18 protein-coding genes are annotated in these 21,283 nt (G+C 43.7%); 17 read left to right on the top strand and 1 reads right to left on the bottom strand.

Going from position 1 to position 21,283, the window contains the following annotated elements:
- Positions 1–472: 472 nt before the first annotated feature.
- The 14 genes from ligA to BU200_RS03845 all read left to right on the top strand — a co-directional run bounded on the left by ligA (position 473) and on the right by BU200_RS03845 (position 13,667).
- Entirely contained in the window at positions 473–2,431 is a 1,959-nt protein-coding gene (ligA, locus tag BU200_RS03910; RefSeq protein ID WP_075098922.1) for an NAD-dependent DNA ligase LigA, read from the top strand.
- Between the two features lie 9 nt (positions 2,432–2,440).
- Complete coding sequence (locus BU200_RS03905) at positions 2,441–3,475, top strand: diacylglycerol kinase family lipid kinase (protein WP_075098921.1); 1,035 nt, start codon at positions 2,441–2,443, stop codon at positions 3,473–3,475.
- A gap of 138 nt (positions 3,476–3,613) precedes the next feature.
- The gene (locus tag BU200_RS03900; RefSeq protein ID WP_075098920.1) at positions 3,614–3,817 is read left to right on the top strand and encodes a F0F1 ATP synthase subunit C; all 204 of its coding nucleotides are present in this window, start codon (positions 3,614–3,616) and stop codon (positions 3,815–3,817) included.
- 36 nt (positions 3,818–3,853) lie between these two features.
- Positions 3,854–4,570 (top strand): F0F1 ATP synthase subunit A, encoded by a 717-nt coding sequence (gene atpB / locus BU200_RS03895; protein WP_075098919.1) that lies wholly within the window; start codon positions 3,854–3,856, stop codon positions 4,568–4,570.
- 17 nt (positions 4,571–4,587) lie between these two features.
- Positions 4,588–5,091, top strand: coding sequence for a F0F1 ATP synthase subunit B (gene atpF / locus BU200_RS03890; protein WP_075098918.1), 504 nt, complete (start codon positions 4,588–4,590; stop codon positions 5,089–5,091).
- Complete coding sequence (locus BU200_RS03885; protein WP_075098917.1) at positions 5,091–5,624, top strand: F0F1 ATP synthase subunit delta; 534 nt, start codon at positions 5,091–5,093, stop codon at positions 5,622–5,624. Before atpF ends, BU200_RS03885 begins: the two co-directional genes overlap by 1 nt.
- Positions 5,625–5,645: 21 nt before the next feature.
- Positions 5,646–7,151 carry a F0F1 ATP synthase subunit alpha gene (gene atpA, locus BU200_RS03880; RefSeq protein WP_075098916.1) on the top strand — a complete coding sequence of 502 codons (1,506 nt, stop codon included), beginning with the start codon at positions 5,646–5,648 and terminating at the stop codon, positions 7,149–7,151.
- Between the two features lie 12 nt (positions 7,152–7,163).
- A complete protein-coding gene (locus BU200_RS03875) occupies positions 7,164–8,039 on the top strand; it encodes a F0F1 ATP synthase subunit gamma (RefSeq protein ID WP_075098915.1) in 876 nt (291 codons plus the stop codon).
- A gap of 731 nt (positions 8,040–8,770) precedes the next feature.
- Complete coding sequence (gene atpD / locus BU200_RS03870; RefSeq protein ID WP_075098914.1) at positions 8,771–10,177, top strand: F0F1 ATP synthase subunit beta; 1,407 nt, start codon at positions 8,771–8,773, stop codon at positions 10,175–10,177.
- A 9-nt stretch (positions 10,178–10,186) separates the two neighbouring features.
- Positions 10,187–10,603, top strand: coding sequence for a F0F1 ATP synthase subunit epsilon (locus BU200_RS03865; RefSeq protein ID WP_075098913.1), 417 nt, complete (start codon positions 10,187–10,189; stop codon positions 10,601–10,603).
- Positions 10,604–10,757: 154 nt separating this feature from the next.
- Positions 10,758–10,988 carry a DUF1146 family protein gene (locus BU200_RS03860; protein ID WP_075098912.1) on the top strand — a complete coding sequence of 77 codons (231 nt, stop codon included), beginning with the start codon at positions 10,758–10,760 and terminating at the stop codon, positions 10,986–10,988.
- Between the two features lie 191 nt (positions 10,989–11,179).
- Entirely contained in the window at positions 11,180–12,460 is a 1,281-nt protein-coding gene (gene murA / locus BU200_RS03855; RefSeq protein ID WP_075098911.1) for a UDP-N-acetylglucosamine 1-carboxyvinyltransferase, read from the top strand.
- Positions 12,460–12,654 (top strand): DNA-directed RNA polymerase subunit beta, encoded by a 195-nt coding sequence (locus BU200_RS03850; RefSeq protein WP_075098910.1) that lies wholly within the window; start codon positions 12,460–12,462, stop codon positions 12,652–12,654. Before murA ends, BU200_RS03850 begins: the two co-directional genes overlap by 1 nt.
- A gap of 179 nt (positions 12,655–12,833) precedes the next feature.
- Complete coding sequence (locus BU200_RS03845) at positions 12,834–13,667, top strand: DNA/RNA non-specific endonuclease (RefSeq protein WP_075098909.1); 834 nt, start codon at positions 12,834–12,836, stop codon at positions 13,665–13,667.
- Positions 13,668–15,178: 1,511 nt separating this feature from the next.
- On the opposite strand, the gene BU200_RS03840 is transcribed toward BU200_RS03845, so the two are convergent.
- Positions 15,179–15,667: a hypothetical protein gene (locus tag BU200_RS03840; RefSeq protein WP_142237020.1), complete on the bottom strand. Its 489-nt coding sequence runs from the start codon at positions 15,665–15,667 to the stop codon at positions 15,179–15,181.
- Between the two features lie 397 nt (positions 15,668–16,064).
- Here BU200_RS03840 and BU200_RS03830 point away from each other — a divergent pair, with 397 nt between their 5' ends.
- The 3 genes from BU200_RS03830 (at position 16,065) to uidA (ending at position 21,018) form a co-directional block, all read left to right on the top strand.
- On the top strand, positions 16,065–17,600 hold the full coding sequence (locus tag BU200_RS03830) for an MFS transporter (RefSeq protein ID WP_075098906.1): 1,536 nt from the start codon (positions 16,065–16,067) through the stop codon (positions 17,598–17,600).
- A gap of 503 nt (positions 17,601–18,103) precedes the next feature.
- Positions 18,104–19,132 (top strand): sugar kinase, encoded by a 1,029-nt coding sequence (locus BU200_RS03825; protein WP_075098905.1) that lies wholly within the window; start codon positions 18,104–18,106, stop codon positions 19,130–19,132.
- 86 nt (positions 19,133–19,218) lie between these two features.
- A complete protein-coding gene (gene uidA, locus BU200_RS03820; protein ID WP_075098904.1) occupies positions 19,219–21,018 on the top strand; it encodes a beta-glucuronidase in 1,800 nt (599 codons plus the stop codon).
- The last annotated feature ends 265 nt before the right edge of the window (positions 21,019–21,283 follow it).

Genomic DNA, 21,283 nt, shown 5'->3' with positions numbered 1-21,283 from the left:
GTCCGAGTTCAGTTATATAAGATGTGAAGCCGTTAAAAAAACGAACGAAAAATAGGAGACTGACGAGGTGTTCGATGAACACAAGGAAGTCTATCTTTTTTCCGAGGTTTTAGGCTGAACTCAATTACCCAAGATACGAGAGCGTTTGACACGAGGACACTCGTTCTACCTGCTCCAACAATCTCTTCCTAGATTGGGTTGACGAAAACTTCGTTTTCTTTATTTCCAACCTTCACCAGTCTATTCCTAGACTGGTGAAGCAAATAGAACTCTGTTCTTTCTTGTTTTAAGGGAACAGGCTAAAAACCTCCACTGGAGCTTTTTACTCAGCAAGGTGAATGAACGACGTCAGAATTTGATTTTTGACGAGTATTAATACATTAAACGCCCTGTCAATAAGGGCGTTTTAATTATTTATAGGCGTATGATATTGTTTTTTTGACTGCTGTCTGAGATGTGCTATAATAAGAGCATGAAAAATAGAATGAATGAACTTGTAAAACAGCTTAATCAGTATGCAGATGCCTATTATCGTTTGGATAGTCCGCTTGTTTCAGACGCGGAATATGACAAGCTATACCGCGACTTAGTTGAACTAGAGACTGCCCATCCTGATTTGGTCTTACCAAATAGTCCCAGTCACCGTGTGGGAGGCAAGGTCTTGGAGGGATTCAGCAAATACCAGCACCAGTATCCCTTGTATAGTTTACAGGACGCTTTTTCTTTTGAAGAATTAGCGGCATTTGACCGCCGCGTCCGCAAGGAATTTCCTCATGTGACCTATATCTGTGAATTAAAAATTGATGGCTTATCGATTTCTCTAACCTATGAAGCAGGACACTTGGTCGTGGGAGCGACCCGTGGTGATGGAAGCATTGGCGAAAATATCACCGAAAACCTCAAGCGAGTGCAGGATATTCCGCTGACCCTACCAGAGCCTCTAGACATCACTGTTCGTGGGGAGTGTTACATGCCCAAGGCTTCATTTGGCAGGGTGAACCAGATTCGCCAAGAAGCAGGTGAGGTCGAATTTGCCAATCCCCGAAATGCGGCAGCAGGAACCCTGCGCCAATTGGATACGCGGATCGTTGCCAAACGTGGTCTAGCAACGTTTTTGTACCAAGAAGCTAGTCCGACAGAAGCGGACAGCCAGTCCCACGTACTGGAAAAATTGACCAAACTTGGATTTGTGACCAATCAGGACTACTATTTGGCAGACACGATGGAAGATGTCTGGCATTTTATTGAGGACTTGGCAGGTCGGAGACAAAACCTGCCCTACGACATTGATGGCGTTGTGATTAAGGTCAATAACCTAGCGGTTCAGGAAGAACTAGGCTTTACCGTTAAAGCACCGCGTTGGGCGATTGCCTATAAATTCCCTGCCGAGGAAAAAGAAGCGGAGATTCTTTCTGTTGACTGGACAGTCGGGCGGACAGGCGTTGTGACACCAACCGCTAATCTAACCCCCGTTCAGCTGGCAGGCACAACGGTAAGTCGGGCAACCTTGCACAATGTCGATTACATTGCAGACAAGGATATTCGCCTGCATGATACGGTCATTGTCTATAAGGCGGGGGATATTATCCCTGCTGTCTTGTCTGTTGTTGAAGCAAAACGTGACCAGCAAGAGCCCCTGCTCATTCCGACAGCATGTCCAAGTTGTGGCAGCGAGTTGCGCCACTATGAGGACGAGGTAGCCCTGCGCTGTATCAATCCGCTCTGCCCTGCTCAATTAAAGAGTAAGCTAGAGCATTTTGCAAGTCGTGATGCCATGAACATTGCAGGGCTTGGCCCGTCAATCGTAGAAAAGCTCTTTTCAGCCAATCTAGTCCATGATGTGGCAGATATCTATCAGCTATCTATCGAGGATTTATTGACCTTGGAGGGCTTCAAGGAAAAATCGGCAACCAAGCTCTACCAAGCCATTCAAGCATCAAAAAGCAATTCAGCAGAACGCCTCTTATTTGGTCTCGGTATCCGCCATGTAGGGAGCAAGGCCAGTAAGATCGTCCTTGAAAACTTTGTGACTGTTCCAAGGCTGGCGGAAGCAAGCCTTGAGGAAATTGCTGTCTTAGACGGTATCGGAGCAGTGATTGCCGAGTCCTTGACCACCTATTTTGGAAGCGAGGGAGCCAAAACCCTGCTAGCAGAATTAGAAGCCTCGGACGTTAACCTCTCCTATCTGGGGCAGAAAGTTTCATCAGACGCACAGCTGGCTGGTATGACCATTGTCTTGACTGGGAAATTAGAACGCCTCAAGCGAAGCGAAGCCAAGGCCAAACTGGAGAGCTTAGGAGCTAATGTGGCAGGCTCGGTCTCCAAAAAAACAGACCTTGTCGTGGCAGGAAGTGATGCTGGAAGTAAGTTAGCCAAGGCGCAGGAATTGGGGATTGAAGTACGAGATGAAGCCTGGTTAGAAAGTTTATAGGTGCAACAGATGGAACGAAGAAAACGAGCACGATTGATTTACAATCCTGTTTCTGGACAGGAAATCATGAAGAAAAATGTAGCAGACGTTTTGCATATTTTAGAAGGGTTTGGCTATGAAACGTCAGCTTTTCAGACAAGTCCTGAACCAGATTCCGCAAAAAATGAAGCGACGAGAGTAGCCAAGGCAGGGGTGGATCTGATTATTGCGGCAGGAGGTGACGGGACGATCAACGAAGTCGTCAATGGCATTGCCTTTCTTCCAGAACGCCCGCAAATGGCGATTATCCCGACTGGAACGACCAATGACTACGCCCGTGCCTTGAAGATTCCACGGGGCAATCCGATTGAAGCTGCCAAGGTGATTGGAAAACAGCAGACCGTTCTTATGGACATCGGTCTTGCTAAAAATCAAGCAGCTGGCGAGAGCTACTTTATCAATATTGCAGCAGCTGGAACCTTGACCGAGTTGACGTACAGTGTTCCGAGCCAACTCAAGACCATCTTTGGTTACCTAGCCTATGTCGTAAAGGGGGCAGAGCTATTACCGCAGGTGCAATTTACACCCGTTCGTGTGACACATGACCAAGGAGTATTTGAGGGAAAAATTTCAATGATTTTCGTTGCCCTGACCAATTCGATCGGTGGTTTTGAACAGATTGTTCCAGACGCTAAGCTAGACGACGGTATGTTTACCCTGATCATGGTCAAGACAGGAAACCTCTTTGAAATCCTACATCTGATTCGTCTCGTTATTGATGGTGGTAAGCATGTCGATAGCGATAAGATCGAGTATATCAAGACGCGGCAGTTAACTGTCGAATCCTTGGACAGCAACAATCGGATGATGTTGAATCTCGATGGTGAGTACGGAGGAGATGCCCCTGTTGAATTGGTCAATCTTGCCAATCACATTGCATTTTTTGCAGATACGGATAAGGTGGCTGACGAGGCCATTACTCTTGATATGGAGGATACCAGTCGAGAAGACATGACCAAACGATTTATTGAAGAGACAGATCATCTGGAAGATACTATTAAATAGGAAGAAAAGGTGTAAAATCTTTTCTTTTTTTCTAGACACTCCAAGCGAAAAACGTTTTCAACTACTGTCTTTTCTTGACAAAAGCATTTTTTAGGAGTATCCTATCATGGTATAAAAATTTTAAAGGAGAATTAAAAAATGGATGTATCTGCATTAGCTTTAGGTATTGCCTGTTTAGGTGTTAGTGTTGGTGAGGGACTTCTGGTTGCTAGCTATCTTAGCTCAACAGCACGTCAGCCTGAACTACAAAGCAAACTAATGACAGGAGTATTCATGGGCGTTGCCTTTATCGAGGGGACCTTCTTCGTAACCCTAGCGATGACACTTTTCTTGCGTGGATAAGGAATGCCTCAGAATCATTAGAAAGGGGGAGTAATCGTGGAAGGAACTGCAGCTCCAACTATTACTCTAGGTCCTGTAACCTTTGATGTAACCATGATCATTGTCACAATGGTTACTATCACCAGTATATTTTTACTTGTATTTTGGGCAAGTCGCAATATGACATTGAAACCAAAGGGGAAGCAAAATGTTTTGGAATATGTCTATGAGCTAACCATGAACTTTACCAAGGGAAATTTGGGCGATACAGAATCAAAAAGGTACGCTCTTTATTTCTTTGTTCTGTTCTTATTCCTCTTGGTGGCGAATAACCTCGGCTTGATGACCAAGCTAGAGTCATCAGAAGGTGTGAACTTTTGGACTTCTCCAACTTCTAATATGGCATACGACTTCGGACTAGCCATCATGGCAGTTGTCTTCTGCCATGTAGAAGGTGTGCGCCGCCAAGGATTGAAAAATTACTTAAAAGCATTTGTGACCCCTTGGGCGATGGCTCCGATGAATATTCTGGAAGAAGTGACCAACGTAGCTTCTCTTGCACTTCGTTTGTACGGAAATATCTTTGCCGGTGAAATTCTAGTGACCCTCTTGGTACAGATGTCGCAAAAAAGTGCATTTGCTTATCCAATCGCCTTCCTACTGAATGTCATCTGGACTGGTTTTTCAGTCTTTATTTCCTGCTTGCAAGCCTACGTGTTTGTCATGCTGGTTTCGATGTATTTGAACAAGAAAATTCAAGTTGAAGGTGAATAGGAAAGGATTAGGTATTCATGATTACAGGACTAAGTATAAACAGTACCATGCTTGGTAATTTTATTCTAGTAACGGCTTCATTTGCCGTATTGATTGTGGCGATTCGCCTTTTTGCTTGGGATAAGATTACAGGTATTTTTGAAGAACGTGCTGCTAAAATTTCAAGCGACATTGATGCTGCCGAAGAAAAATTGGCAGAAGCCTCAAGTCTTGTCGACCAAAGAGAGCAAGAGTTGGCGCAAGGTCGTATAGAGGGACAAAAGATTGTTCAAGATGCTGTTGATCGGGCAAAATTAGAGAAAAAACGCATGTTAGAACAAGCTAAAGTGGAAATCGAAGCCTTGAAGAAGAAGGCGGATTTAGAAATTGAAGCAGAGAAGCGTGAAGCTCAAGAGAAATTGCATGTTCAAGTCGCGGATTTAGCGGTCGATTTGGCAAGTAAAATTATCTTGGAAGACTTGGATCAGCAGGCACATAGCGAGTTGATTAACCGCTATCTTGATAGGCTAGGAGAAGAATAATGAATGCTAGAGAAACTGCCCTAGTGCAAAAATATGCTCAATCATTCGTTGATAAGGTATATGATCGTGAGGATATCTGGACGATTTATGACCAAATCTCGGCTATTCTCACAGTGATTCATGATAGTAAATTAAATCGAATTCTCTTATCCGCAACGGTTTCTCAAGCCGAGAAGGCGGAATTTGTTCATGCCATTCGTCAGTCGACCTACCGTCAAGTCAATGATTTGATCGAAGCCGTAGCGCGAGACGGACATGCCGACTTGCTCGTTGAGACACTAGAAGCAACCCTGATCTTGATTAGCAAGAGCAAGCAGGAGTTTGATGCGCATGTCGTGTCTGTTTACCCATTAACAGATGAACAAAAAGAAAGAGTGCGCCAGCTAGTGGAGAGCCGTTTTTCATTGAAAGTTCGCAATATTGTAGAAGAAATTGACAAAGAGGTACTCGGTGGCTTTATCATTACGGTTAACCACAAGGTGCTTGATGCCAGTGTGCGGACGCAATTGAAAGAAATTCGAAATAGACTTTAGAAAATAGAAAGTGGTGTTCTTTTGGTGATTAATGCACAAGAAATTAGCGCTTTACTAAAACAACAAATTGAAGGGTTCCAACCTGATTTTGACTATACCGAGACAGGGGTCGTGACCTATATTGGTGACGGAATCGCCCGTGCCCACGGTCTGGATAATGCCATGAGTGGAGAGCTTCTTGTTTTTGAAAATGGCACGATCGGAATGGCACAGAATCTGGAAACCGTGGATGTGGGGATTATTATTCTAGGTCCCTTTACCGATATTCGAGAAGGTTCTGTTGTGCGCCGGACAGGAAAAATCATGGAAGTGCCAGTCGGTCAATCCTTGATTGGTCGTGTGGTCAATCCGCTTGGACAGCCGGTAGACGGACTCGGTGAAATTCGGACAAGTAAAACAAGACCGATTGAGTATCCAGCGCCGGGTGTAATGCAGCGGAAATCTGTGAATGAACCCCTGCAAACAGGCTTGAAGGCCATTGATGCCCTCGTGCCAATCGGTCGTGGTCAGCGGGAACTGATTATCGGAGACCGTCAGACAGGGAAAACCTCGCTTGCGATTGATACGATCTTGAACCAGAAGGATCAGGATATGATTTGTATCTATGTAGCAATTGGACAGAAAGAATCAACCGTGCGTACTCAGGTAGAAACACTTCGCCAGTACGGGGCTCTTGATTACACAATCGTGGTGACAGCTTCAGCCTCTCAACCATCGCCTTTGCTATTTTTAGCACCCTATGCAGGTGTTGCCATGGCAGAAGAATTTATGTATGAGGGCAAGCATGTCTTGATTGTCTATGATGATTTGTCCAAACAAGCGGTAGCCTACCGTGAACTATCCCTGCTTCTTCGTCGTCCACCCGGTCGTGAGGCGTATCCGGGAGATGTCTTTTACCTACACAGTCGTTTGTTAGAGCGCTCTGCAAAGGTATCAGATGAATTAGGGGGTGGATCCATTACTGCCCTACCATTTATTGAAACCCAGGCAGGGGATATTTCAGCCTATATCGCAACCAACGTTATCTCCATCACAGATGGACAAATTTTCTTGAAAGATGATTTGTTCAACTCAGGGATTCGTCCAGCCATTGATGCCGGATCTTCCGTATCCCGTGTCGGTGGTTCAGCCCAAATCAAGGCCATGAAAAAAGTAGCAGGGACGCTTCGGATTGACCTTGCCTCTTACCGTGAATTGGAGGCCTTTACCCAGTTTGGTTCGGATCTAGATGCAGCAACGCAGGCTAAGTTGAACCGCGGGCGTCGGACAGTTGAAGTTTTGAAGCAGCCGCTTCACAAGCCATTGCCAGTTGAGAAACAGGTTTTGATTCTTTATGCCTTGACCAATGGCTTCTTGGACTCTGTACCAATCGACGATATTTTGACCTTTGAAGCAGAACTGTATGCTTACTTTGACTTGCACCATGACAATCTTTTAGATACTATCCGTATCACAAAAGACTTGCCAAATACAGACGACTTGGATGCTGCGATTCAGGAATTCAAAGATCAGTCTGTCTTTAAGTAAAGGAGAAGTGTTATGGCAGGTTCTCTCAATGAAATTAAAACAAAAATTGCCTCTACAAAGAAAACCAGTCAAATCACAGGTGCTATGCAGATGGTATCAGCTGCCAAGCTAGCCAAGTCAGAGCAGTTGGCTAAATCTTTTCAAATTTATGCCAGCAAGGTTCGAAAAATCACGACGGATTTGCTTCGTGGCGAATTGATAAAGGGTTCGACCAATCCGATGCTGATTCGGAGACCGATCCAAAAATCAGGTTATATCGTGATTACCTCTGATAGTGGCTTAAAAGGTAGCTACAATGCAATGATTTTAAAAGCAGTGATGGAAATGATTGAACAGGACCATGCGAGCAAGGACGAGTATGAAATCATTGCGATTGGTGGAATGGGGGCAGATTTCTTTCGGGCGCGCGGTATTCAGCCCATCTTTGAATTAAGCGGTCTAGCAGATAATCCAAGTTTTGACGATGTTCAGAAAATCATTTCAAAATCGGTGGAGATGTACAAGAATGAAATCTTTGATGAATTGTATGTCTGCTACAATCACCATATCAATAGTTTGAGCCGCCAAGTTCGGGTACAGCAGATGTTGCCCGTAGAAGACTTGGATCACAATGAAGCAGATGGCTATACGGCTACCTTTGAATTAGAGCCAAGTCGGGAAGCGATTTTGGGGCAACTCTTGACCCAGTATGCTGAATCGACGATTTACGGTGCGATTTTGGATGCCAAAACAGCTGAAAATGCGGCGGGTATGATCGCCATGCAGACAGCGACAGACAATGCTAAATCAGCCATTGATAATTTGACCATCCGTTACAATCGCGCCCGTCAGGCAGCCATTACGCAAGAAATTACAGAGATTGTTGCAGGAGCAAGCGCCCTTGAATAATGAGTGGCAATACTCAATAAACATCAAAATAGATGAGCTTAGCGCAACTAATTTCCCCACTATCTGGGATAGTGGAAGATTAGAAGTAAAACGAGTGTCCTCGTGTTATAGTCATTTAGTTTATATTTTTATTACTTCGTTAACTCGTCTTGCTGTACTATTGAGAAAAGTTATACTTTTCTTATCTATCACTTGAAATAGTTATCAACTATTTCAACTACCTGCGACTCGTTGCCTAGTACTAAAAATAAACTAAACGGCTATAACAGCTCTCGTATCTTGTGGAATTGAATTCGAGCTACAACTCACTGACAAAGCAAGCGTAGTCAGAAAGTTGAGTACCCCTAGATAAGACACAGTAGGCATCTGATTGTCGCTACCACGCCAATCTAGTTGCCTTTGTGGGGGTCTCACAACGAAGCTATTCGCTTCTGTTCAGCCGCCTATTTTGTCTAGGAGTTGCTTCCACAGTCTAGGGATAGACTGTGGAAGGTTGGAAATAAAACGAGTGCAACTCGTGTCAAACAAACAGTCTAGGAATAGACTGTGGAAGGTTGGAAATGAAACGAGTGTCCTCGTGTCAAGAAGAAGCTTTTATATCTTGTGTAATTGAATTCGGACTACGAGCTGTGCAAAAAAGATAGTTTTTCCTAGAACTTGAAGTTCTTCGTCAAAACTCCTATTTTTGCTTTGCTCGCTTAACGTCCTCATATCTTAATAAAGGAGAAAAAATGAGTTCAGGCAAAATTACTCAGGTTGTTGGTCCGGTCGTTGATGTGGCATTTTCGGCTGACGATAAACTTCCTGAGATCAACAATGCACTTGTCGTTTATAAGAACGATGAATCAAAACAAAAAGTCGTACTTGAAGTTGCCTTGGAGCTAGGTGATGGTGTCGTTAGAACCATTGCCATGGAATCAACAGACGGCTTGACTCGTGGCATGGAAGTGCTAGACACTGGACGTCCAATTTCTGTCCCGGTTGGGAAAGAAACGCTGGGTCGTGTCTTCAATGTCCTAGGTGATACCATTGACCTAGAAGCACCCTTTGACGAGTCGGTAGAACGCCAGCCGATTCATAAAAAAGCTCCGACCTTTGATGAATTGTCAACGGCAACAGAAATTTTAGAAACAGGAATTAAGGTTATTGACCTCTTGGCTCCCTATTTGAAAGGTGGTAAGGTTGGTCTCTTTGGTGGTGCGGGAGTTGGTAAAACCGTCCTCATCCAAGAACTGATCCACAATATCGCTCAAGAACACGGTGGCATCTCTGTATTTACCGGTGTTGGAGAACGAACCCGTGAAGGAAATGACCTTTACTGGGAGATGAAAGAATCTGGCGTTATCGAAAAGACAGCTATGGTCTTTGGTCAGATGAATGAGCCACCGGGAGCTCGGATGCGGGTTGCCTTGACCGGACTGACCATTGCGGAGTACTTCCGTGATGTGGAAGGTCAGGACGTGCTCTTGTTTATCGATAATATCTTCCGTTTCACGCAGGCTGGTTCAGAAGTATCTGCCCTCCTTGGACGGATGCCATCAGCCGTTGGTTATCAACCGACCTTGGCGACTGAAATGGGACAATTGCAGGAGCGGATTACCTCAACCAAGAAAGGTTCGGTTACCTCTATCCAAGCGATCTACGTCCCAGCTGATGACTATACCGATCCAGCGCCAGCAACAGCCTTCGCCCACTTGGATTCGACCACCAACTTGGAACGGAAGTTGACCCAGTTGGGAATTTATCCAGCCGTAGATCCCCTTGCTTCCAGCTCTCGTGCCCTCGCACCTGAAGTCGTAGGAGAAGAGCACTATGCGGTCGCTATGGAGGTCAAACGCGTCTTGCAACGTTACCAAGAATTACAGGATATTATTGCCATCTTGGGTATGGATGAATTGTCTGAAGAGGAAAAGACCTTGGTTGGTCGCGCTCGTCGGATTCAATTCTTCCTATCACAGAACTTCAACGTTGCTGAGCAGTTTACTGGCATGCCAGGTTCTTATGTACCGGTTGCAGAAACGGTGCGTGGCTTTAAAGAAATCTTGGATGGGAAGCATGACCAGTTACCAGAAGATGCCTTCCGTAATGTAGGATCTATTGATGACGTGATTGCAAAAGCAGCCAAAATGGGATTTTAGAGGTGTTTTATGGCACAAATGACAGTCCAAATTGTAACGCCAGATGGTATTCGTTATGATCACCATGCGGCTTTCGTACTGGTTCGGACAACAGAAGGTGAGCTAGGAATCTATCCGGGACACGTTGAGCTGATTGCTGTTCTGGCGATTGATGAAATCAAGGTGCGCCGGATTGATGATGAAAACCATGTAGACTGGATTGCAGTCAATGGTGGGATTATCGAAGTTTCTAAAGACCTGATTACCATTGTTTCGGATTCAGCAGAACGGGCGCGTGATATTGATGTCAGTCGTGCGGAACGAGCGAAACTCCGTGCGGAAAAAGCTCTGGAAGAAGCCCAAAATGCCCATAATATTGACATGGAAAAACGGGCAGCCATTGCCTTGCAACGCGCGATTAACCGAATCCGTGTCGGGAATAAGTAAGAGTAGACTGACTAGTCAACATCATCCCTACACACATCAAAAGCAAACAGTTGGTTTTTGGAGAGTAGAAAGAGAAGAGAGGTTAGGAAATAGCCTCTTTTTCCTCGTTGTCGAACTACGGTATTTTTTTTGAAATTTTTGGTATAATAGAAACATGGTTTTATCATTAGTAACGATTTGTAGCCATCTCTTGTTTATTTACCTAGCTCATCATCTGCTACTGTCAGTAGTAGACTGGTCGAAATGGTTAAAAGGGACGGCGGAGCAACAGCGAAATATTCAACTCTTTATGATATTTTTAGCGATTGCCTTGGGCTACTTGGTATCGGCTTTCTTTTTGGATCTTTTATCCATCGGCCGAAACATAGCGGAAGTCTTTCGCTAGGACTATTATACTCAGAGAAAATCAAAAATGGACGCTCGTCAACTATATGGAGATAGTGGAAGATGGGAAATGGGATTAGCGTAGCTAATTTCCTCGCACAGGATCATTTTGGCTTTCAAGAGTCTTATACATGTATTTAGACTTGTTGCGAAAAGACAGTCGATTAGAAAATAGAATTAAAGGAACGATCAATGGATAAAATTATTGTTAGAGGTGGAAAGATGCGTCTGGAAGGTCAAGTGGTTATTGAAGGGGCTAAGAATGCAGTATTGCCCTTGCTAGCGGCTACTATTCTAGCCAGTGAGGGGCAGTCACGACTATCGAATGTCCCCATCTTATCAGATGTTTTTACCATGAATCATGTGGTGAGTGGTTTAGGTGCTAGCGTTGCCTTTCACCAAGAGGAAAATGAGATTATCGTTGATGCCAGAGGGGATCTTGGCAGCGAAGCGCCCTATAAGTATGTCAATCAAATGCGGGCTTCTATCGTAGTTTTGGGTCCTATTTTGGCGCGCAATGGCTACGCCAAGGTATCTATGCCCGGTGGCTGTACCATTGGTAGTCGGCCGATTGACTTACATTTAAAAGGTCTGGAAGCCATGGGTGCCAGTATTCATCAGCGGGCTGGTTATATTGAAGCGCGTGCAGAACGTTTGCAAGGGGCTCATCTCTATATGGATTTTCCAAGTGTAGGGGCAACGCAGAACTTGATGATGGCAGCAACTCTGGCTGAGGGGACGACCGTGATTGAAAATGCGGCGCGTGAACCAGAAATTGTTGATTTGGCTATTTTCCTAAACAAAATGGGAGCAAGAGTGAAGGGGGCAGGTACGGAGACGATTACGATTAAAGGTGTTTCGGTACTACATGGTGCTGATCACCAAGTCGTTCAAGACCGTATTGAGGCAGGAACCTTTATGGTGGCAGCTGCCATGACGGGTGGGAATGTCCTGATCAAGGATGCCATTTGGGAGCACAATCGTCCCTTGATTTCTAAAATGCAGGAAATGGGTGTCGAGGTGAGCGAGGAAGAAGCAGGTATTCGTATCCGTTCATCCGTTGAAAGATTGAAGCCGGTGACAGTTAAAACCCTACCCCATCCAGGGTTTCCGACGGATATGCAGGCTCAATTTACAGCCCTCATGGCGGTGGCTAAGGGTGAGTCAACCATGATTGAGACTGTGTTTGAAAATCGCTTCCAACATTTGGAAGAATTGCGCCGCATGGATTTGCACTCTGATATTCTGCGTGATACAGCTATTATTACAGGGGGAAATCCACTTCAGGGAGCAGAAGTCATGTCCACAGACTTGAGAGCCAGTGCAGCCTTGATTCTGACAGGATTAGTCGCAGAAGGTGTTACAACGGTTGGGAAACTGACACATCTTGATCGTGGCTACTATCATTTCCATGAAAAGCTAGCGGCTCTAGGGGCAGATATCGAACGTATCGAGGGAGAGGGAGAAGACTAATGGATCAGAAAGAAAGTCTACGCTTTATCAGCAACCAATTATTGTTGATCCTCCTTATTGTTCTTTTAGCGCTCATCATGTTTGCGATTGGCCTGATGGTTGGTTATGGCGTGATTGGCGACGGGGACAATATCTGGGCTATTTTATCTGCCGAAAAATGGCAGGAATTGATCGGAAAGTTTACAGGAAAGTAGGAGCGAGCGAGAAGATTGGGAAGAGTTCTTGCTTCTATCGGGCTGTTGAAGGCAGAGTTTAAAAGGCAAAAGCTGCTGACATCAGCTGATGAGAATCCACTCAACCTAAACGATCCAAAAACATTGAGAGGCGAGGATATTTGTTCTAGCCTCTTTACTCGAATCTCAATAGGAGAATTATGGCAAAGAAAAAAAGAAAAAAGCAGAGTATTAGTCTGGTCAGTTTTCTGCTTACCCTTTCACTGATCGTAGGAGGCTATTTTCTAACAGAGAATCCAACTCAAGTCGCACATGAGCAGGTCACAAGGACGGGAAGTAATGCCCACGTGCCTCCAGAGGAGTTGGCTAGTTCTGTTTTGACCGATACGGTAAGAAAACAGCTAGGTACAGATGTCGTCTATAATGGAGCGGGTGCCTTTATCGTCAATGGGAATCGAACCAAACTTGATGCTTCTGTGGCAAGCAAGCCCTATGCGGAGAATAAGACCAAGACTGCACAGGGTAAAATAGTTCCAACAGTGGGGAATGCCCTATTAAGCAAGGCAACCCGTCAGTATCAAAAGCGTGAAGAGACCGGAAATGGGACCACTAGCTGGAAGCCTGCGGGCTGGCATCAGCTCACAAATTTAGAAGGTGAGTACAATCACGCTGTTGACAGAGGGCACCTGCTAGCCTATTCCTTGGTCGGTGGGCTGAAAGGCTATGATGCCTCTACCAGCAATCCTAAAAATATAGCTGTTCAGACTGCTTGGTCTAATCAATCCAATCGCCACGATGCAACAGGGCAGAACTATTTTGAAACTCAGGTGCGTAGAGCCCTCGATCAAAACAAACGAGTGCGGTATCGTGTGACCCTGATTTATCAATCCGCAGAAGACTTGGTGCCTGTCGGCAGTCACTTGGAAGCCAAGGCAGCAGATGGCAGTCTTGAGTTCAACGTCTTTGTCCCCAACGTACAACAAGGCATAACGATCGACTATTACAGTGGGAAAATTAAGATACGAGAGCGTTAAGCGAGCAAAGCAAAAATAGGAGTTTTGACGCAGAACTTCAAGTTCTAGGAAAAACTATCTTTTTTGCACAGCTCGTAGCTCGAGTTCAGTTACATAAGATACAAAGCCCGTAAAAAACTCAAAGCGCACTCCTTTATGTAATAACAGTCACTTCCCTGACTGTTATTACTGTACCTGTAAAGCAGGCATAGCCTGCAACAGCTACGGCAAACTAGGAAATCTGACGCAGACACTAGATAGTTTGCTTCACAAACTTCTATTTCCCGCCTCTAAAGGTATCCTATACCTTTAGAGCTAGGAAGATTTATACCTAAAGGTAGCCATACCTGTAATCAGCTAAAGCTGAAACAGTTATGTCTCTTTTTCGCACAGAGTTTAGGGCGTGTTCAGTTAAGATACGAGGACGTTAAAAAAGCGACAGAAAATTAGGAAACATGACGAAGAAGTGTAGCTTCTAGGAATGTTTATCTATTTTCCGAGCTTTTAGTCCGAGTTCAGTTACATAAGATACAAAGCCCGTAAAAAACTCAAAGCGCACTCCTTTATGTAATAACAGTCACTTCCCTGACTGTTATTACTGTACCTGTAAAGCAGGCATAGCCTGCAACAGCTACGGCAAACTAGGAAATCTGACGCAGACACTAGATAGTTTGCTTCACAAACTTCTATTTCCCGCCTCTAAAGGTATCCTATACCTTTAGAGCTAGGAAGATTTATACCTAAAGGTAGCCATACCTGTAATCAGCTAAAGCTGAAACAGTTATGTCTCTTTTTCGCACAGAGTTTAGGGCGTGTTCAGTTAAGATACGAGGACGTTAAAAGCACACAGTGAAAATAGGAGTATTTATACCTAAAGGTAGCCACATCTGTAACTAGCTAAAGCTAGAACATCTGTGTCTCTTTTTTCCGAGCTTTTAGTCCGAGTTCAATTCCAAGTTACGAGAGTGTTTGACACGAGGACACTCGTTTTATCTCCCACCTTCAACAGTCTATCCCCAGACTGTTGAAGCGAGCAAAGCATACCCCCTTTATGTAATAACAGTCACTTCCCTGACTGTTATTACCATATCCGTAAGTGGACATAGTCCACAACAGCTACGGCAAACTAGGAGTTTTGACGCAGAACCTAGAGGGGAGTTTGCTTCGCAAACTTCTATTTCCCGTCTCTAAAGGTATCCCATACCTTTAGAGCTAGGAAGATTTGTACCTAAAGGTAGCCGTATGACTATAAAACCAGCCCTTGCAAAGCAAGGGCTGGTCAATTGCTTAGATTAGTATCTAATGGTATATGCAGTGGTGTGAGAAAGGCTAGAAATTAATCTTTACTCAATTTGAAAGCATCTTTTATCGATGCTTTTTATTTATTTTATCTGCATAGTCACAAAGCAGCAAACCGGTACTTAATAAAAGACCTCCAAATAGTAAATCTCCTTTTAATACATAATATGCTGCAAGTAATTCAATGAGAATTCCTACCAAGGATAAAATATCAAAAAAAGAATGTTTCATAGCTACACGCCCATAAAATAATCATCAAAACCTAGTGCACCTAAAGGACTAATTGTTCTAGCTAATTGTCCTCTAAGCATAGGAGCCATTCCCAAATAAACTGCTTTTGTCATACCTAATCTTATTTCACATTGACGCGCAACATATCTTCCTAACTCATAATTAGCCTTACCTAAAGTAATTGCTCCAATGGCTATTCCAATTACTGCACTTATCGAAATACTTCTATCTTCACCGACAGGTGCTATCATATTATTGAGCAATAAAGCTTGTTCATCATCAGAAAGTTCATTATTACGTGCCCTTCTTAGTATTTCTTCAGAAAGACCAAAATGAGGTTCAAATGAAGAAACATATGTTTCCGAAGTAACAACATCTTGATGAACAACCTCGTTAGCATATACAGCCATAGCGCTAGAAGAAATCATCGGAAAAATAGTTATTACCGCAACTAAAATTGTAAAACATTTCATTTTCAAATTTTTCATCATTCTTTCCTTCTTTATTTTTAATCGACTCCCAAAGCTACAACCCAACAAATAACCTCCTTTCTAACATAATCTTAGTTTTAACATCTCCAATATACCATAAATATATTTTAATACAAGTCTATTTTTTAAAAAATATTTATGTTATAATGGAATAGTTGGAGCTTTAAGTGTTGAAACCAAAGATTCTAAGATAAAAAAGGTGGGAGGATTGTAAAGTCCTCCTACCTTTTTATAATAATCAGATGAATTTAGCCTATTTTTTGAAAAAAATGCTAGTTTTGGCGAAAAAAGCGGAAAAATCGTTGACAAAACATCAGATGAATTATACAATAAAGATACAACAAAAGCGCTTTCAAAAAATGTTGTAGAATCATTAAAGAAAACAGGAGATTTTCCCATGGATAAAACAGTTGAACAAAGAACAGCTGATGTTACCTACAACCGTGCGAAAATGTGGCAGATTATTTTATTTGCTATGAACAATACCTCAACCAATATTTATTTGGTTGCCTTTAGTTTTGTAACGTATTTTTCAACGGGTGTCCTTGGCCTAGCCGTGCTTTTTGTAAGTCAGTTGATGGGCTATATTCGGATATTTGATGGCTTTATTGACCCTGCAATCGGTGTTTTAATTGATAAGACCGATACGAAATTCGGGAAGTATCGTCCCATTTTGATTTTGGGAAATGTGATTACTGCCCTATCATTTGTCTTCTTGTTTAATATTCATCATTTTGGAAGTGCGTTAACCATGCCCCTGTTTGTCGCTGCCTTGCTTGTCCATAAGATTGGTTATTCCTTGCAGCAGACCATAACCAAGGCAGGTCAAACAGCCTTGACAAATGATCCCAAACAACGTCCGCTGTTTAATGTGGTTGATGGGATTATGACAGCTGTACTATTTTCCGGAAGTCAGATTATCATTTCGAGCTTCCTAGTTCCAAAACATGGTGGCTTTACAGAAAGTTTCTTCACGGAATTGATGCTAGGTGTCATTTTGATCTCGGCAGTCTTAGCAATTCTTGCGGTTATCGGAATCTGGCAGAAAGATAATAAAAAATTCTTTGGTCTGGGAGAGGAAAAAACACAAAAAACAGCCCTTAAAGACTACTGGAAAATTATCAAGGGGAACCGCCCCTTGCAAGTCTTGTCTCTCTCAGCGGCTCTTGTCAAATTCGTTACGCAGTTGCTTAGTGATTCGGTTGTCATTGTGATGTTGTTTGGGATTTTATTTGGAAATTACGCCCTTTCAGGAGCGATTTCGGGTCTGATGGTCATTCCAAATATTCTGGTTATCGTTTCAGCAGCAAGCATTGCTCGGACAAAGGGCTTGCGTAGAGCCTATGTGACCTGTTTACAAATTGGGATTGTAGTGATGTTATTGCTAGGAGCCTTGCTTTACTTTGGTGATATTAAATCCCTTGACCTCGCCAAATGGAACCTCTACACGATTGCCTTTGTTGTCCTGTATGCTTTGCGCTACTTTGCGACAGCACCTGCTGGTCTGGTCTTGACTATGGGGGCAGATATTTCCGACTATGAAACATCTGTTTCCGGTCGCTATGTGTCTGGGATGATTGGAACCATCTTCTCCTTGACGGATTCGATTGCTTCTTCATTTGCCCCAATGGTAGTTGGATTTGTCTTAGCAGGCATTGGCTTTGCAAAAGAATACCCAACCGCTGATACACCTCTAACCCCAAGTTTGAAAGGTGCGATTATTGCCCTGCTAGTCTTTATTCCAGTAGCCATGCTTGTCATTTCATTGATTTTGATGAAGTTCTACAAGCTGGATCAAGTGACAATGGCACAGGTTCAAGAAAAAATCCATGTCATGAAAGCAGCCAAAGACGAAGAACGCGTCAAAGCAATTGGGAAAAATGTACCGCTGTCAGATATGGACTATGTAGATATAACACAGTATGAAATATAAGATACGAGGGCGTAAGCAACTCCTAGACAAAATAGGCGGCCGAACAGAAGCGGTTCGCTTCGTAGTGAGACCCCCACAAAGGCAACTAGATTGGCGTGTTAGCGCCAATCAGATGCCTACTGTGATATTTATCAATTTACTAAACTTTTTGACTACGCTTTGTCAGTGAGTTGTAGCCCGAGTTCAGTTATATAAGATACAAAGCCCGTTAAGAACTCAAAGCGAAAATAGCAAATTTGACGCAGAAACTTTAGTTTCGAGGAGAATTTGTACCTAAAGGTAGCCCCACCTGTAAGCAACTAAAATTGCAACAGTTGCGTCTCTTTTTCGCACAGAGTTTAGGGCGTGTTCAATTTCAAGATACAAAGGGCGTAAAAAGCGACCATACCACATCTACACAAGAAACAAGCCCGCAACAGCTACGGCAAACTAGCAAATCTGACGCAGAACCTTTGGATAAGAGTTCGCCGTGCTCCCTCTTCTTATAGAAATAGGAGGAAAGAATGAAAAAAATCGTAGGATTAGGAGAGATATTACTACGCCTCTCTCCTCCAAATTATCAGACAATGGTTCAAGCAAGTCGTTTAGAATGTCAGTTTGGCGGGTCGGAATTAAATGTCTTGGCAACCTTAGCCCAGCTAGGACATGCTACGTCCTTGATTTCCGCAATTCCGGATAATGAACTGGGAAAGATGGCGGAGCATTTTTTATTTGCCCGTCAGATTTGTCAGGACTATCTCATCAAAAGGGCAGGACGTTTGGGGCTGTATTATTACCAGAAAGGATTTTCTGTCCGAGCCAGTCAAGTCATCTATGATCGGGATTTTTCATCTTTTTCCCGCTCAAGCTATGACGACTATCACTTCGATCATGTGTTTGATCAGGTGGACTGGTTCCATGTCAGTGGGATTACGGCAGCGCTGAATGAGGCAACCTACGACTTGACCTATCGCTTGATGACCTTAGCGAGGGAAAAAGGAGTGAAGATTTCCCTAGATCTCAATTATCGGGCAACCTTATGGGCTTCCTTTCAAGAGGCACGGGAACGCCTTTCTCCTCTGGTGCAACTAGCTAATATCTGTATTGGACTAGAACCGATCCTCTTGCTGGATGAACAGGGGCGCGATCTGAAAGATGAGTTGCAGCTACTGCCTCCCTATGATGATCGAGCTAGTTTGAGAAAAGTGTTAGCAGCCATTGAGGAGCGCTATCAGCTGGATGGGATTGCCTTTACCCAAAGGGAGATGGGCTATTCAAATCAATACCAACTCAAGGCCTTTTTATACCAGAATGGTAGCCTATACGAAACAGATAAGGAGACGATTCAAGTTTTGGATAGGGTTGGAACGGGTGATGCCTTTACGGCAGGCATTATCCACGGCTGTGTCAATGAGCTAGCTAGTCAAAAAGTAGTAGAGATTGCCATGGCAAGTTTTGTCTTTAAGCATACCATTGAGGGGGATGTTAATGTGATGACGCCGTCTGATATTGACCGATTGCTCGCGCATGAATCCTATGAAATCAAAAGGTGATTTTCCCTATAACCACATTTGACGCTGGAAATGCTAGCTAGAGCAAGACCGATTGCTCATCACTAGAAATAGAAAGAAGGTAGAATATGTTATATCCGATCAATACAAAAACTAGAAGAGTGCAGAGTTTGAATGGTGTCTGGCGCTTCAAGCAAGGGAGTGGCGATCCGCAAGTCGCTTTGGACAACAATGAAGTTATGGTAGTACCAACCTCTTTCAATGACGTGCTAGTAGACAAAGAGAAGCGTTCCTATATTGGGGACAGCTGGTATGAGACAGATTGCGTAGTTCCGAAAGTGGGAGACCAGGAAGAATGGGTACTGCGCTTTGGCTCTGTCACCCATCATGCGACTGTCTATGTGAATGGCATTCTCCTTGGAGAGCATAGGGGTGGGTTTACACCATTTGAGTTGGTCGTTCCAGCAAGATTCTATCAGGAAGAAAGTATCCGGTTAACCGTTTGCGTCAACAACGAATTGAATAATAGAACCTTGCCGGTTGGAAATCTGATGGAAGAAGTCCAAGAAGATGGATCTATTCGGAAAAGAATGCTGGAGAATTTTGATTTTTATAATTATGCAGGTATTCATCGAAATGTCCATCTCTTTACACGTCCGAAAAACCATATCCGAGATATTGTGATTACCAGTCAGCTATCAGATGATTTGTCGGAAGCCTCCGTAGAGGTGATGGTCGAGACGGTAGAGGCAGTGGATACCGTTCGGATTCAGATTTTTGACGAAGAAAAACAAGAGGTTGCGGAGCTAGAAAATGGTCGGGTTACTCTTAAACAGCCACGCCTCTGGGAGGTCTTGGACGCTTATCTGTACACTGCGCGTGTAGAATTGTGGGCAGATGGTCAGCTCCTTGATACCTATACAGAACCTTTTGGTATCCGTAGTGTCACTGTGAAAGATGGGCAGTTTTTCATTAACCACAAACCCTTCTACTTTAAGGGCTTTGGCAAGCACGAAGATACCTATATCAACGGACGCGGGCTGAATGAAGCAGCCAATCTGATGGATTTGAATTTACTAAAAGCGATCGGTGCTAACTCCTTTAGGACATCACACTACCCCTATTCTGAAGAGATGATGCGCTTAGCAGACCGCATGGGGATTGTCGTCATTGACGAAGTTCCAGCAGTCGGTCTGTTCCAACAATTTAGCGCAGCCTTGGATTTGATGGGAGAAAATAAGGAACGACAGAACACATGGGAAGTAATGCAGACAAAGGCTGCCCATGAACAGGTCATTGATGAGCTAATAAAGCGAGATAAGAACCACCCGTCAGTGGTCATGTGGGTGGTGGCAAATGAGCCAGCCAGTCATGAAACAGGAGCGAGAGCCTATTTCAAACCATTGATTGAGCGCATGAGAGATAGCGATCCACAACGCCGTCCTGTTACACTGGTCAATATTATGGTCGCGACACCCGATAAGGACGAGGTGATGGATCTGGTTGATGTGATTTCCTTAAACCGCTACTACGGCTGGTATGTACATCATGGCGATTTGGCAAAAGCAGAGCAGGGGCTAAGCGCTGAATTAAAGCAGTGGCAAGACCTATACCCAGACAAACCTATTTTAGTAACGGAGTATGGTGCGGATACCTTACCAGGTTTGCAGTCAATGTGGGATATTCCCTATACAGAGAGTTACCAAATAGATTACTATGAAATGAATCATCGGGTATTTGATACAGTTCCCAATCTGGTGGGAGAGCAGGTCTGGAATTTTGCGGATTTTGAGACCAATGTCATGCTGATTCGAGTGAAGGGAAATCACAAGGGACTCTTCTCAAGGAATCGTGAACCAAAACAGGTGGTCCGTGAATTTAAAAAACGCTGGACTGCTATTCCTAACTACCATTATAAGTCAAAATAAGCTATAATGAGGGTGGGACAGAAATCAGTAATGATACTTTAAAAAATCTTTTCAAACGTGGTCGGTCTTGGCTTGCCTTACCAAGGCTTACTTCTTAACTTGTTCTTTGGGGTTTAGTGAGTATAAAGTCTAGATTTCGTTGTCTTTCCCACAAGGTTAAGAGGGCTTATCGGCGAGAGATAGTGATCGTCCATAAACCAACGATTCTGAGTTTTAATGGTTGGATTTTGGTATCCAGTAGTGCTCATTTGATGCTGGAACACTA

Source organism: Streptococcus acidominimus (assembly GCF_001921825.1).
GTDB classification, from domain to species: domain Bacteria; phylum Bacillota; class Bacilli; order Lactobacillales; family Streptococcaceae; genus Streptococcus; species Streptococcus acidominimus.
This window is presented reverse-complemented; position numbering and strand designations above follow the sequence as displayed.